The sequence below is a fragment of the Rummeliibacillus pycnus genome, from assembly GCF_044359855.1.
Classification (GTDB): domain Bacteria; phylum Bacillota; class Bacilli; order Bacillales_A; family Planococcaceae; genus Rummeliibacillus; species Rummeliibacillus pycnus_A.
The window spans coordinates 2,836,037-2,849,401 of record NZ_CP132291.1; the positions used below are offsets into that span (position 1 = coordinate 2,836,037).

A 13,365-nucleotide genomic window follows, 5' to 3' on the forward strand; every position below is an offset into this window, starting at 1 on the left:
ACGACTTTTAAGCCAGCCTTATCTACTAATTTTCAAAATCATTTAGTGATAAGTTGAGAAATTAAGTTCGTAAATAGCACGTGGCCTTCCTTGTTGATACGACATTTCTTCACCGACTACTTTAGCATAGCCGTGTTCCACCAATTTTTTTAAAATACGTTCAGTTGTTCTACGAGTAACTTGTAAGTATTCTGCTAAATCGAGAGCAGTAAATTGTAAAGATTGTCTGGAGACGCTAAAAGCCATAATCTTGGAAATGTTAAGCGGGCTCAACTTAGTTTCTTTTGCCATTCGCAGCACATAGGGATCCTTTGTTTGCAAGGATAACGTAGTAGGGTCTTTAGGAAACGGTCCTTGCAATTCTTTGTTTTCATTCATAATGAAAACAGAATTGGGTGTTGCGAATTTTAATGCTTGTCTTGCATTTTTTTGTGCCTCTAAAATGGATACGCCATAACCGAATGTTAGTTTTATTGGATGTTTACTGATGTTAAAAAATGACTCTAATAGATTGTGGTGAAAAGCATTTTGGATATGGCCAAATGTAGTAAATAATTCAAAATGTTTGTCATCAATCTTTTGGTAGGATGCATGTGTAGTTGCTACAATTCGTTGTAAAACAAGTTGATAATCTTCTATGGATTCAAGAAATTCTAGTACGCCTACAGCTGCTTTTGCAGATTCTGACTTTGTCATTTTCGATAATGCTTTTGTTTGCTCCAAACGACGTTTGATAGAGCTATTCGAATCATGCATTCGCATCGCCGGAATTCCTTCCGCAGTAAGTGCATCATAAACACTGTGAATACTTGTAATAACAAAGCCAATTTTTTCATCTTGCCATAATTGTTTATGATGACGGAAAATATGATCGAATGGTTTGTCGATATGAATTTCTTGTATAAATGGTAATGGCCCTTCATAATGAATATCATTTACAATATTTTGTACGTGTTGCATATTCATCACATCAATTGATATTTTTGAAAGTGGCAAGTTATTATTTGCTAATACTGATAATATTGATGTAGATATAGCAAACTCTTCTTGTTGTAAATATGTCCATGGAATTGGCCAGCTAGGTAATAATGGCTTTGCGTATAAATAAGGCAATGTACCAGATAATAATAATACATCACAAGGTTTTATTTGTTTCATTAACATAGGTGTTTCATCTGGAGTCTTATAGATGTAAAATTCTAATTGGATATTCTCAACTTCTTGTGCGATACTTATTAAACGATCTCTAAAAGCAAGAGAACTAATGACTGCAATTTTAGTAGACATTACATCGATTCCTTTATTATTTTTTTATCATTAATAGCGACTATTTAACGACAACTATATCAAGAGAAAATAATTTTGTAAAGAAAAGAGTGGGAGATTATGAAAATAACCGAAGTGGAAATTTATGCAATTGAATTACCCTTAATTGAACCGTTTATAATTAGTTACGATACTTATGACACAATGCCTTCTATTATTGTGAAAATGACAACCGATGAAGGGATTATTGGTTACGGAGAAGCAGTACCCGACGAGCATGTAACGGGGGAAACATGGGAAAGTACTTATATGGTCTTAAAACATCAATTAGCACCAGCAGTAATTGGTCATGATCCTCTTGGCTTTGAGAAAATTCATGAATTGATGGATAAAACCGTTTATCAAGTACCTGCAGCTAAAGCAGCAATCGACATCGCTTGTTTCGATATAGCAGGTAAGAAGTTAAATGTCCCTGTTTATCAATTAATTGGTGGCCGCTATCACGAGAAATTTCCAATTACCCATGTGTTAAGTATTGGAACTCCTGAAAAAATGGCAAACGAAGCTGCTGAACGTGTCGCAATGGGTTATCGTTCATTTAAAATGAAGGTCGGTACAGAAGTCATGAAAGATGTAGAAAGAATTCAAGCGGTACGTGAAAAAGTTGGAGAAGATATCGATATTCGTGTAGATGTCAACCAAGGCTGGCATAATGCTTCTACTACTTTAAAAGGTTTACGGGCATTACGTGACGTCAACTTGGATTGGCTAGAACAACCAGTAGATGCAGATGATATCGATGCAATGGTTGAAGTAAAGTCTAAAACAGATGTGACATTGATGATTGATGAAGCATTACACGGTGCAAAAGAAATGCGTGAAATTATCGCAAAACGTGCAGCCGATAAAGTGAATATCAAATTGATGAAATGTGGTGGTATTTATCCGGCTATGAAACTTGCGAATATGGCAGAAATGGCGGGGATTGAGTGCCAAGTAGGCTCTATGGTTGAATCATCAATCGGTTCAGCAGCAGGCTTCCACGTAGCATTTTCGAAAAAGATTATGAAGAGCGTCGAATTAACAGGGCCACTAAAATTCTCTAAAGATGTTGGAAACCTTCACTATGATGTCCCATTTATTTGCTTAAATGAACGACCTGGATTAGGTATTGATGTAGATGAAAATGTGATACAAGAACTTTGCCGACATTCATGCATTGTTCGCTAGAAGGGAAGTAATATGATGACTACTATTGCAGAGGGTTTGCTAGGTTCAACACCATATACTGTTGAAATATTAACAATGCCCCATATACCGCAACTTGAAAAATTACAAGCTGAGGTATGTGCTGCATTACCTGATAAAAATACATTGCAACCTCTTAGCGAAGAGGAATTCAGCTATATTTTAAATGATCATGGTTTAATGATTGGAGTATATGTAGATGATGAATTGATCGCATTTCGAGCATTACTTGAGCCGATTATTGATGATGAACATTTAGGAAGAGATTGTGATATTCCTGAGGAAAAACTGTCACGTGTACTCTATCAAGAGATTTCAAATGTATCACCAAGATATCGTGGCTATGGCTTGCAAAAAAAGATGGCCCAAATTATTATGGATCAAATCGATTTAAGCCGTTTTGATTATATTTGTGCTACAGTAAAACCACTAAATATCCCAAGCTTGAAAGATAAGTTTTCTCAAGGGCTACTCGTAGCAGGTTTAAAAGAAAAATATGGCAATAAACTTCGCTATATTTTCTACAAAAATTTAAATGAGGAAAAGCCTACTTTTACAGAAGCCAGAGCCTTATTAATGTCTGATACAACGGGGCAGCAGCAATTATTAAAAGAAGACTTTCTTGGAACGGATATGTTTGAACAAGATGGTCAGTGGTTTATTTCTTATAGAAGATAATAAAATAGGGGCATCGCATTAGTGAGATTTTTCGACTATGCGGTGCCTCTTTAAAGATGAATGATTCGCCAAAACAAGTTACAATTACATCAAGAAGTCTGATAATAGCAATATAAGCGTAAGGAGTGGATAATTTGAATAAAACCCCAGTGATTATTGACTGTGACCCAGGAATTGACGATGCTATGATGCTTGCTCTGGCATTTTCGCGTCCAGAATTAGATATTAAGCTTGTCACAATAGAAGCAGGTAATTTATCAACAGATAAAACGACATATAATGCCCTTAGCTTTTTAACCTATATAGGGCAAGAGGTAGAAGTAGCACGTGGTCTTGAGCAACCTATTTTCCGGACTTTAGAAGTAGCGGAAGATATTCATGGTGAAGGGGGACTCGGCAATGTAAAATGGGCAGATCCAACTTTAAAAGAAAGCGATCGAACTGCTATCACGGCTATGTGTGAAATTTTGCTAGCAAGTGAGCAACCAGTTATTATTGTCGCAACCGGCCCGTTAACAAATATTGGCGCATTGTTACTTGCACATCCAGAAGTAAAACCTAAGATTAAATTGATTTCATGGATGGGTGGAGCCGCTGTTGGTGGGAACATGTCAACAACTGCAGAATTCAATTCTTATGTAGATCCACATGCTACAGAGCTTGTATTCCGCTCAGGCGTACCGATTATGATGAGCGGTCTAGATGTAACGCATAAAGCGTATATCACAAGAGAAGAAATGGCAAAACTACGTACACTTGGTACACCATTTGCTGAAAAAGCAGCCGATATGATGAAATTCTATACATTTACACAATCACAAACACCATTCCATCCACCACATTTTGAAGAGCAAATTCGTGTCCATGACGTTTGTGCTGTCGCAGCCTTAGTAGCACCTGAATTATTCCAAGGTGACGATTATTATGTAGAAATTGAATTAGAAGGTCGATTAACTGCAGGATCTACAATTGTCGATTATGCAAATAAAACAGGTAAAACCCCAAATGCCAAAGTATTACATAGCGTAGATCGTGAAGGCTTTGTAGAACTATTCTTTGAGGCTTGTACTATAATGGGAGAAAAGCTTTTAGAGAAATAATTAGAGCTATTTTCTAATGGGAAAATGGTTCCGGTTATAGGTTTGCCCGCGCAAAGAGTTCGCGATGAAAGCGAAACTGATAAAGTATCAACAGCATTGTTAAGCAAAGCCCCAAAAATAAAAAGTTGTCTTAAAAATTTTTAAGACAACTTTTTTTATTTTATAGTTATTCAAGCTGAGAAATCAGGTCCATTTACCATCGTATTTATCGTCTTTAGCTTCTGACTCTAAATCTTTAGTTAGTTCTTCCATTGGAATTGGATCGACGGAATGCATATCTTCGTACAAATCATATAGACTAATATTTTCTGAATTCATCATATCAGGCCGTTCATCAGATGGTAAGTCTGCAAATATTTTTTTGTCTTTAGGTAACGAATCCTTCTTCATCATGTCACACTCCTTTTAAAGAGTAGTGTGTGTCTAGTGAATAATATTATGCACCAACTGCAGTTTGATACAGAAGATATATATTTAAGAGTACAACGATTGCTGCCACGATCCAGCCAAGAATCGTTGTAAACTTATGATTAACAAGTCCGCCCATAATTTTCTTATTACTTGTGAACATAATTAATGGGATTAATGCGAAGGCAATTCCAAAGGATAAAATAACCTGACTCCACACAAGGGCTTTTGTTGCGTTGGCACCAAAAGCGATGATTAATAGAGGTGGAATCATAGTAATTGCACGACGTAAATAAATCGGAATATGTTTATTGATAAAGCCTTGCATTACAACATCTCCCGATAAAGTACCCACAGATGAGCTGGCAAGACCTGCGATTAGTAAACCTAAACCAAATGATATAGATGCCATTGGTCCAAGCATATCGTGAAGTGAATGAAAAGCAACATCTAAATCTTCAACATTCATACCTTTTGTATGGAACACAGCTGCTGCGATGATTAACATGCTCATATTGATGGCACCTGCAATAATCATAGCAATGACAATATCCATAAATTCAAATTTAAAGATTTTACGTTTCTCTTCATCATTTTTACCCACAACGCGATGTTGAGTTAGTGATGAATGCAAATATATAGCATGTGGCATAACCGTAGCTCCCAAAATACCTGTTGCAAGCAAAATTGAATTAACATCGGCAAATTTAGGTATGAAACCTGCAGCGATTGAACCGGCATCTGGATGTGCCAAGAACGTTTGGAGCGCAAACGCTAATACAACCATCATTACCATTGCGGTTATTCCAGCTTCAAAGGCACGTACGCCACGGCGTTGAAGTTCTAAAATAGCAAATGAACCAACAGCTGTGATGAGTGCTGCAGGGAGCATTGGGATATCGAACAATAAATACATACCTAGTGCCGCACCGATAAACTCAGCTAAGTCCGTTGCCATTATGACAAGCTCTGCTTGAATCCATAATAGGATAGATGTTTTTTTTGAAAAGTTTTCGCGTGCAACCTCGGGTAAGTTTTTCCCTGTTGCAATACCGAGTTTTGCAGATAATGATTGGATTAGAACTGCCATTAAATTTGAAAAGGCAATTACCCATAATAATAAATATCCATATTGAGATCCAGCGGTAATATTAGTAGCAAAGTTTCCGGGATCTATATAAGCCACAGCTGCAATAAAAGCAGGTCCTAAGAAGGGAAGTACGCTTTTAATGCCACGCACTTTGCCATTTAGAACATCTTGAGCTGTTGGGTGTTGTAACCTTGAGATTTGTTTTTCTTTATATACTCTACTCACATTTTTCCCCCGTTCCCAAAAGTGTTATTGCCGAAATAAAGTTTCCTGAAGGAAAGTTTTGGTGTGATTAGTGTACTTCAATTGTTCTGAAAAGTAAAGATATTAGATTCATATTCTTTTATTTTCTTTCTAGGCCATCACACACACGTTTTAATTGAAAAAGCTTAAGCTATTTCAATGGACAAAAGCCACACTGCATCCATCCAGGGACGTCCTTTGAGAAACAGCAAGTTTTGCGCACAGGTATATTGATGAGTTTTGAAGGATGATCTCCACCCGTATATTCTTTAAAATAAGAGTGTTTTGCAAACGAAGACCATAAAGAGTTATCTTCTAATAATGCAATATCGATTTGTGCTTGTTCGCAAGTGCCTGGATTTGAAAGAAGTACATGTAGATGCCATAACATATAACCAAAAACATTTTCCCATAGCATTTTCGGTGAAACCGAAGTAATTTTACGCAACTGAGAGAAAATTGCATTACATTGTTGTTCTAATATTTTCTTAAATGTAGTTTCCCGTTCGTCTTCATCAATCATTTGCCAATCTAATGAATGTGTAAACATGCATAATGCTTTGTTTCCAAATTCCTCTTTAACACCAAACTTCAGATTACCAAAGGAACCATCCCATACTTCGTCGTACATTGTTAACATATAAAACTGCATAGCAACAAACATGCCATAACGACGTGTAAAATACGATAAAGCAATTGTATCGGACTCTACCTTACTTATTGCTTTAATAAGCGTTAAAAAATCAGGTAAAAACTCATCGTTATGTAGTTGTTGCAGGTTAAATACAGTATTTGCTGAATCATCAACATAGATACTATAGGATTGTAATTGTTGTAGTTGATCTCTTGATAAAGAGCTCATATTATCACCTCTTAAGTATTACTATACAATAATTATGTAATTTTCAAAAAATACTTTAGGATAAGTATTGACTTTTCAATTGATAATGATTATCATTATCGTATAGAGAAATAAACCTCCTCTAAAAAATGTAAGTAGAGCAGGATTCAATTAGCTACTTTTCTCCAAAATTTAGCTAGCAATAAAAAAATTCCTAAACCCCCCTCAAAAGATTAGGAATGCTCGACTAGACTGGGCGATAAGATTTCATCAATCTTATCGTTTTTTGTTATGTCCAAAATAATAATAATAAAAGATGCCCAGAAAATCAGCTTTCACTGACTTATAGGACATCTTCTTTATCCATTATTCTTTTATTCTATCTTTTGTTCAGTTTTCAAAACAACACTACTTTTTTTCTTCAGTAACGTGGTGTAATAGCTATGTAGTAACATACCGACAATAATAGTGGCTATACCAAAGAGTGCCAGTGGCTTAGGCAGTGGAACATCCAGTAGCAACATTTCGCCAACAATAACGAAAAGGATTTCAGTTGATTGTGTTGCTTCAACAGCCGCCAGTTTTCCTTGGTCATTATGGACGCGATCCGTTGCGATGAAGAATAGCACAGTCGCAATGACACCAGAGCTAATGCCGACAATTAATGATTGGATCATCTGACTAACTGAAGGAAGGCCAACCGTTGCAAGTGCATAAATTGCGATGACAATCCAAACAGGCATAGAAGCGATAGTCATTCCTAGTACACGTTGGAAAGTATCTAGCCGACCATTACATACATCCATCATTTTCCGGTTTCCAAGTGGATACGCAAATGCAGCAATTACTACAGGGAAGATTCCAAATAGTAAGCTTTCTAAGGAAACGTTTTTCACACTTGGGATTTGAATTAAAATAATGCCGACTAAAATAATACTCGAAATAAGTAATGAAACGAGCGGTATTTTTTGCCGGATGACTTTACCATCAATATATTGAACAAAGAACGGTGCAAGTAATACTCCTGCTACAATTGTAAACTGCCAAGTGCCTGATACGAGCCAACCTGGGCCGTATGCAGCAGCAAAAGTGAGGGGAGCATAAAAGAGCACAAAGCCAACAGAGCTCCAAAGAAGCCAAACTTTTGGTTGGGTTTTTATCTCTTTTGCTACGGCAGTAAGTCCTCTACGTGATGCGACGATGACAAGTAAAAAGGGAAGCATGAAGAAATAGCGCAATGATGAACTCCATAGCCAGCTTCCACCTTCTAGCTCCATCGAGTGATTTAAAATAAATGTTACTGCAAAAAATAATGATGCCAAAACACCAAGTGCAATTTCTTTCACAATGTCACCTGCCTATCGATTCACCAACTATGCTTTTTGCTCAAACAATTGAACGATTTCTATAATAACTTCAGTTGCTTTAACCATTGTTTCAGCTGAAACATATTCATATTTACCATGCATATTTTCGCCACCAGCGAAGATATTAGGCGTTGGAAGTCCCATATATGAAAGTTGAGAACCATCTGTGCCGCCACGAATTGGTAAAATTAAAGGTGTAATATCTAAGTTTTCCATTGCCTTTTGTGCAATGTCAACAATTTCTTTTACAGGGAGAATTTTTTCTGCCATGTTGTAATATTGGTCTGAAATTTCCACAGTAATTGCATTTTCACCGAATTCCGCTTTAATTGCTTTTTCAGCTTCTAGCATTAATGCTTTCTTCGCTTCGAAAGCTTCACGATCGTGGTCACGAATAATGTAAGAAAGAGATGTGTTTTCAACTTCACCATTGAAATTCATAAGGTGGATGAAACCTTCATGATCTTCTGTCAATTCTGGAACATCTGTTTTTGGCATCATTTCTTGGAATTTGATTGCCATTGTAATAGCATTCACCATTTTACCTTTTGCAGAACCTGGGTGAACACTAATACCTCGAGTTGTTACTTTAGCACCTGCAGCGTTAAAGCTTTCGTATTGAAGTTCACCGAGTGGGCCACCATCCATTGTGTATGCATAATCTGCATGGAAACGCTCCACGTCAAATTTATGTGGTCCACGACCGATTTCTTCATCTGGAGTAAATGCTACACGGATTTTGCCGTGTTTTACTTCAGGATGGTTAATCAAATATTCCATAGCAGTCATAATTTCTACGATCCCTGCTTTGTCATCTGCACCAAGTAAAGTAGTACCTTCTGTTGTAATCAATGTTTGACCAACGTAGTTAGCTAATTCTGGTGAATTTTTTGGTGATAATACGACTTCAGCATTTAATTGGATATCACCACCATCATAATTGTCATGGCGCTGTGGATTTACATTTGTACCTGTGTAGTCAGTTGCTGTATCAACGTGAGCTAAAAATCCGATTGTTGGCAATTCCTTATCAGAGTTTGCAGGCAAAGTTGCAAATAAATAGCCATTTTCATCAACTGCAATCTCTTCCATACCGATTTCTTTTAATTCAGTTTCTAACACATGTAGTAAATCCCATTGTTTTTCAGTAGAAGGTGTTGTTTCGCTTGCTTCATTAGATTGAGTATCAATTTTAGTGTATTTGACTAATCGTTCGATTACTGTTTCTTTCATTGTGTGAATCCTCCTTATATTTAAAGCATTGTCATAATTCTAACACTTTCTTTCGAGCTACGGAATATTTTAGCGTGCTCATTGCAAAGAAAAGTTGTGCACTATAGTAACTTGTCATAATAAGAATATCTGACATTGGTATATCTGTTATAAACATATTAATAGCTAAGATGGAGTCTGAGAAAATAAATGAAAAGGCACCAAGAATAATAATGTGTGAATACGTTTGCAAAGCTGACCATCCCATTGTTAAGATAACGGCAATATAAAAGCAGACCGCTATACCAAGTACATAATTACCTGTTCTAAAAATATTCCCTGCAATCCATGCGACCATCAACATACCGTAGGTCAATAAAAAAATAGCAATATAGGGATTTATCGCTTTCATTTTCACTTTGAAAAATGCGACAATGTAGCAGATATGACCGACTAAAAAGAAGGATAGGCCCAGTAAAAACCAGCGAATGGTGGCATCTCCTAGCATGCAGAAGAACAGCCCTAAAAGAAGCCACTTTGAAAATGCTGGATTGTTCGAATCACGCTGTAAATAGACGAAAATAATCATCAAGATTATTGGAATAATTTTGAACGAAATTTTTAATAAAAAAGGTTGTTCAGGTATAAAGAAAATATAAAGAATGGAAAAGAAAATAACGAGTGCAATGAGATATAGCTTTTTCATATGTACACTTCCTTTGAGTAATTTTTTAATACATTTATATCTAAATTTATTCGAATCAATCATTTATGACCTAAATTCTATGAAACTTTCTATGAAGTCATTCGTATCTTAATATGAGAAAGGATGAGTAACTATGACAATGACTTTTATCATGTCGGCAATCGTTGCAATTGTAGCAACATTTCTAATTGTGCCGTTTACAAGTAAAACGCCTGAAGGTGATTTTAAGACAAAATTTAAAATGCAATTCGGTATTGCAATGTTCATACTTATTTTTGTTATTACCGCAATTGTCTTTTATGTAACAAAGATAGATCAAAACTGGTCTCAATTGTGGCTAGAGCTCCTTGTTATTGCTTTAATTGGTGCACTATTATCTAATGGTATTGAAAGAAAGATTAAAGGATTCATAACTCTAGCAAGTTTAGTTTTCGGCGTTTATCTATTATCTACGCCATTTTTTAATGCAAATCAAAAATACCAATCTGCTGAGATGACAAAAAAGATTGAAATCAAGGCTTTTGATGACACGAAAACACCTGCAAGCGTTCCACCTAAATTTGCACGAAATAAAATGAAAAAGGCATTTAGCCAAGTACCAAATACAAGTTACTACGAGTTAGGTAGCTTACAAATTCAAAAAGTAAATGGTGAATATGTTTATATTGCACCAGTAGAATTCTCAGATTTCTTTAAATGGATGAAGGGGAAAGAATCACCAGGTTATTTGATGATGAGTGCTACAAATTCATCGGATAATCCAAAGTTCGTAAAATCTCCGATGGTGTATACAACTTCAGCTTATTTAAATAACAATGTTGAACGTCACATGCGATTAGCGAATACGAAAGAAATTTTCTATGGTGATGCACAATTAGAAGTAAATGATGATGGAAAACCATACTATATTCGTACTTATGGTAAGTTTATCTCTGGGCGTAATGGCTTTGACCCAAAAGGGATTGTCATGGTTGATGCGAAAACAGGTGCTTCAAAAACTTACGCATTAAAAGATGTGCCTGAATTTATCGATGGTGCGATTTCTCCAGAAGCTGTTAGCCTTCAAAATGAATATTTCGGTAAATATGTTCACGGCTATTGGAATAGTATGTTCGGTAAAAAAGACGTGAAACTTCCTTCTGATGAAGGGACAGAAGCAAATGTCAGCCCTGTATTTGATGAAAATGGCATAATGTATTACTTCACAGATTTTACAAGTCCTAAAAAGGGCGTAGATTCTATGCTGGGCTATTCATTGACGAATGCTCGCACAGGTCAAGCTACTTACTATTCAGGTAATAAAGATGAAGCTTATATGGATTCACAAGGCGCAATTCAAATTATTGAGAAAAAATTCATCGAGAAAAAATGGCAAGCTTCTATGCCAATTATTTATAATTTCTATGGTAAAGCAAGCTGGTTAGTACCAGTGCTTGATTCTAATGGTTTCTTACAAAACTATTCAATCGTTTCAGCAGCAAATCCTGAGCTTTCTGTTTCTGCTGCAACACCAAACGAAGCGTTAAGACAATATAAAACAATTATTAATCGTTCAGGTAATAGTTCTTTAAATGGCAGCTCTTCAAATGAAGAAAAAGCAGCTAAAGGTAAAGTCATACGTGTCTATAAAGAGAAAAATAACGATTACACAACCATTTCTTTCTTACTAGACAATAAAGAAAACTTTATCGTCAGCTCCGAAACAGCGCCTCTTGCAGTGTACCTAAAAGAGGGAGATCAAGTAGAATTGAAATATGTAAATTCAAACGATGTCTTCTTGCCGGTTAAAGAAATTACGATTAAAGGGATTGAAGAAAAATAGCTTGTGTTTAAAGAAATAGCCGTCTACTTTTTTGGTAGATGGCTATTTTAATTATCCAGATGCGAGCATAGCTTTTCTTATAACCTCCAAGGCTGTAAGGCAAAAGAGAAGTCCCCGGAACTGTTGGCTAATAAAACAAACAGGAGCATTTCAATTTATATTATTTCCAAGTAAAACCTTTGTTGGCTAAGAATTCTTTGATAAATGGACGGCGTTGTTCGATTAAGAAGTCAGCCATTTGTTTCGTCCAATTAGCCGTTTTATTGTTTGATGAACGACTTGCATAATATTCTTCCAATGTCGCATCGTATTCATCTAATAGCTGATTGTATTTTTCTACATCGTAGCTATTTTCGTGAAGCACAGCATCTAAAGGAAGACGTGGTTTTGTTTCGTTTCGTTTTGTTGGTGTACCGATTGTCATTGCAAATAATGGAAAGACGTAATCTGGTAAATTAAATAATTTACTAATTTCTTCTGGATTATTACGAGCACCGCCAATATAGCAAATACCATAACCCTCTGCTTCAGCTGCAATAACAAAGTTTTGTGCAAATAGGGCAACATCAACAACACCTGCTAAGACGTTTTCTGCTGAATCAGCTACAATTTCTACACCTTGTTTTTTACCTGCCACTTGTAGACGTTTGAAATCTACGCAGAATAGAAATGCTGCGCCTGCAGTTTGGAATTGGAAAGCATTATTTGAAAGCTCACCAAGTTTTTGTTGTTTTTCTTCATCTGTAACCCAAATGACACTATATGCTTGAATGAAATGAGATGTTGCGGCCATTTGTGCAGTTTCGATTAAATCTCGCACGATTTCTTTTGGGATTTTTTCACCTGTATATTTTCGAACAGATGTATGACTACGTAAAAGTTCTTTAACCATAATGTCAGGCTCCTTTTCAAATAGGTATCAATTTCACTATACGGGATTTTATTGAAAGTGACTACTAAAAAATACTGCTTTTAAATACCTCTGATACCCATAAAATTGTAGAAAACCTGAGGATATTTAAACTGTGTTGACTAACAACAGGGAGTTCTCCGCTGTTTGGCTAAAATAAGATAATAATTAATACAGATATTTTCTTTTGTTAAAATAATTAAAGATTCAGAAAAAAGCATTGACATTTATTCTAGGAATCTTCTATACTTACGTCAACAAGATGGAACAGAATAAAATAACCTTTATCAAGAGCGGCGGAGGGATAGGCCCTGCGATGCCCAGCAACCAGTAAGTATACACACTTGCTACGGTGCTAATTCCTACAGATTCTAATCGGATCTGAAAGATAAGGGGAGGATAATGCTAATTTAACCCTCTTCTTACGTGAAGAAGGGTTTTTCTTTATATAAAAAACCCTTTTGCACACCTCCG

At 36.0% G+C, this 13,365-nt stretch carries 12 protein-coding genes and 1 riboswitch; of the genes, 4 read left to right on the plus strand and 8 right to left on the minus strand.

The window, feature by feature from the left end; translation table 11 throughout:
- Positions 1-42: 42 nt before the first annotated feature.
- On the minus strand, positions 43-1,287 hold the full coding sequence (locus Q8X41_RS14010; RefSeq protein WP_397536885.1) for a hypothetical protein: 1,245 nt from the start codon (positions 1,285-1,287) through the stop codon (positions 43-45).
- Between the two features lie 99 nt (positions 1,288-1,386).
- Here Q8X41_RS14010 and Q8X41_RS14015 point away from each other — a divergent pair, with 99 nt between their 5' ends.
- The 3 genes from Q8X41_RS14015 to Q8X41_RS14025 all read left to right on the plus strand — a co-directional run bounded on the left by Q8X41_RS14015 (position 1,387) and on the right by Q8X41_RS14025 (position 4,292).
- Positions 1,387-2,496, plus strand: coding sequence for a mandelate racemase/muconate lactonizing enzyme family protein (locus Q8X41_RS14015; RefSeq protein WP_397536886.1), 1,110 nt, complete (start codon positions 1,387-1,389; stop codon positions 2,494-2,496).
- A 15-nt stretch (positions 2,497-2,511) separates the two neighbouring features.
- Complete coding sequence (locus tag Q8X41_RS14020; protein ID WP_397540274.1) at positions 2,512-3,192, plus strand: GNAT family N-acetyltransferase; 681 nt, start codon at positions 2,512-2,514, stop codon at positions 3,190-3,192.
- A gap of 125 nt (positions 3,193-3,317) precedes the next feature.
- Positions 3,318-4,292 carry a nucleoside hydrolase gene (locus Q8X41_RS14025; RefSeq protein ID WP_397536887.1) on the plus strand — a complete coding sequence of 325 codons (975 nt, stop codon included), beginning with the start codon at positions 3,318-3,320 and terminating at the stop codon, positions 4,290-4,292.
- A gap of 183 nt (positions 4,293-4,475) precedes the next feature.
- On the opposite strand, the gene Q8X41_RS14030 is transcribed toward Q8X41_RS14025, so the two are convergent.
- The 6 genes from Q8X41_RS14030 to Q8X41_RS14055 form a co-directional block, all read right to left on the minus strand.
- Positions 4,476-4,682 (minus strand): hypothetical protein, encoded by a 207-nt coding sequence (locus Q8X41_RS14030; RefSeq protein ID WP_397536888.1) that lies wholly within the window; start codon positions 4,680-4,682, stop codon positions 4,476-4,478.
- Positions 4,683-4,728: 46 nt separating this feature from the next.
- The gene (locus Q8X41_RS14035) at positions 4,729-6,015 is read right to left on the minus strand and encodes an Nramp family divalent metal transporter (protein ID WP_397536889.1); all 1,287 of its coding nucleotides are present in this window, start codon (positions 6,013-6,015) and stop codon (positions 4,729-4,731) included.
- Positions 6,016-6,184: 169 nt separating this feature from the next.
- Complete coding sequence (locus tag Q8X41_RS14040; protein ID WP_397536890.1) at positions 6,185-6,895, minus strand: Fe-S oxidoreductase; 711 nt, start codon at positions 6,893-6,895, stop codon at positions 6,185-6,187.
- Positions 6,896-7,248: 353 nt separating this feature from the next.
- Complete coding sequence (locus Q8X41_RS14045) at positions 7,249-8,220, minus strand: multidrug resistance efflux transporter family protein (RefSeq protein WP_397536891.1); 972 nt, start codon at positions 8,218-8,220, stop codon at positions 7,249-7,251.
- 27 nt (positions 8,221-8,247) lie between these two features.
- Positions 8,248-9,474 carry a peptidase T gene (gene pepT / locus Q8X41_RS14050; protein WP_397536892.1) on the minus strand — a complete coding sequence of 409 codons (1,227 nt, stop codon included), beginning with the start codon at positions 9,472-9,474 and terminating at the stop codon, positions 8,248-8,250.
- A gap of 31 nt (positions 9,475-9,505) precedes the next feature.
- The gene (locus Q8X41_RS14055; protein WP_397536893.1) at positions 9,506-10,159 is read right to left on the minus strand and encodes a lysoplasmalogenase; all 654 of its coding nucleotides are present in this window, start codon (positions 10,157-10,159) and stop codon (positions 9,506-9,508) included.
- 133 nt (positions 10,160-10,292) lie between these two features.
- Here Q8X41_RS14055 and Q8X41_RS14060 point away from each other — a divergent pair, with 133 nt between their 5' ends.
- Positions 10,293-11,981: a hypothetical protein gene (locus Q8X41_RS14060; RefSeq protein ID WP_397536894.1), complete on the plus strand. Its 1,689-nt coding sequence runs from the start codon at positions 10,293-10,295 to the stop codon at positions 11,979-11,981.
- A gap of 160 nt (positions 11,982-12,141) precedes the next feature.
- Here Q8X41_RS14060 and nfsA read toward each other — a convergent pair whose 3' ends face one another.
- Complete coding sequence (gene nfsA, locus Q8X41_RS14065) at positions 12,142-12,873, minus strand: oxygen-insensitive NADPH nitroreductase (RefSeq protein ID WP_397536895.1); 732 nt, start codon at positions 12,871-12,873, stop codon at positions 12,142-12,144.
- Between the two features lie 299 nt (positions 12,874-13,172).
- Positions 13,173-13,286: riboswitch (SAM riboswitch) on the plus strand.
- The last annotated feature ends 79 nt before the right edge of the window (positions 13,287-13,365 follow it).

Bases quoted from the DNA above. Each gene is read 5' to 3' on its own strand.
- Q8X41_RS14010 (WP_397536885.1), bottom strand. From the start codon at position 1,287: ATGTCTACTAAAATTGCAGTCATTAGTTCTCTTGCTTTTAGAGATCGT.
- Q8X41_RS14015 (WP_397536886.1), top strand. From the start codon at position 1,387: ATGAAAATAACCGAAGTGGAAATTTATGCAATTGAATTACCCTTAATT.
- Q8X41_RS14020 (WP_397540274.1), top strand. From the start codon at position 2,512: ATGACTACTATTGCAGAGGGTTTGCTAGGTTCAACACCATATACTGTT.
- Q8X41_RS14030 (WP_397536888.1), bottom strand. From the start codon at position 4,682: ATGAAGAAGGATTCGTTACCTAAAGACAAAAAAATATTTGCAGACTTA.
- Q8X41_RS14040 (WP_397536890.1), bottom strand. From the start codon at position 6,895: ATGAGCTCTTTATCAAGAGATCAACTACAACAATTACAATCCTATAGT.
- pepT (WP_397536892.1), bottom strand. From the start codon at position 9,474: ATGAAAGAAACAGTAATCGAACGATTAGTCAAATACACTAAAATTGAT.
- Q8X41_RS14055 (WP_397536893.1), bottom strand. From the start codon at position 10,159: ATGAAAAAGCTATATCTCATTGCACTCGTTATTTTCTTTTCCATTCTT.
- Q8X41_RS14060 (WP_397536894.1), top strand. From the start codon at position 10,293: ATGACAATGACTTTTATCATGTCGGCAATCGTTGCAATTGTAGCAACA.
- nfsA (WP_397536895.1), bottom strand. From the start codon at position 12,873: ATGGTTAAAGAACTTTTACGTAGTCATACATCTGTTCGAAAATATACA.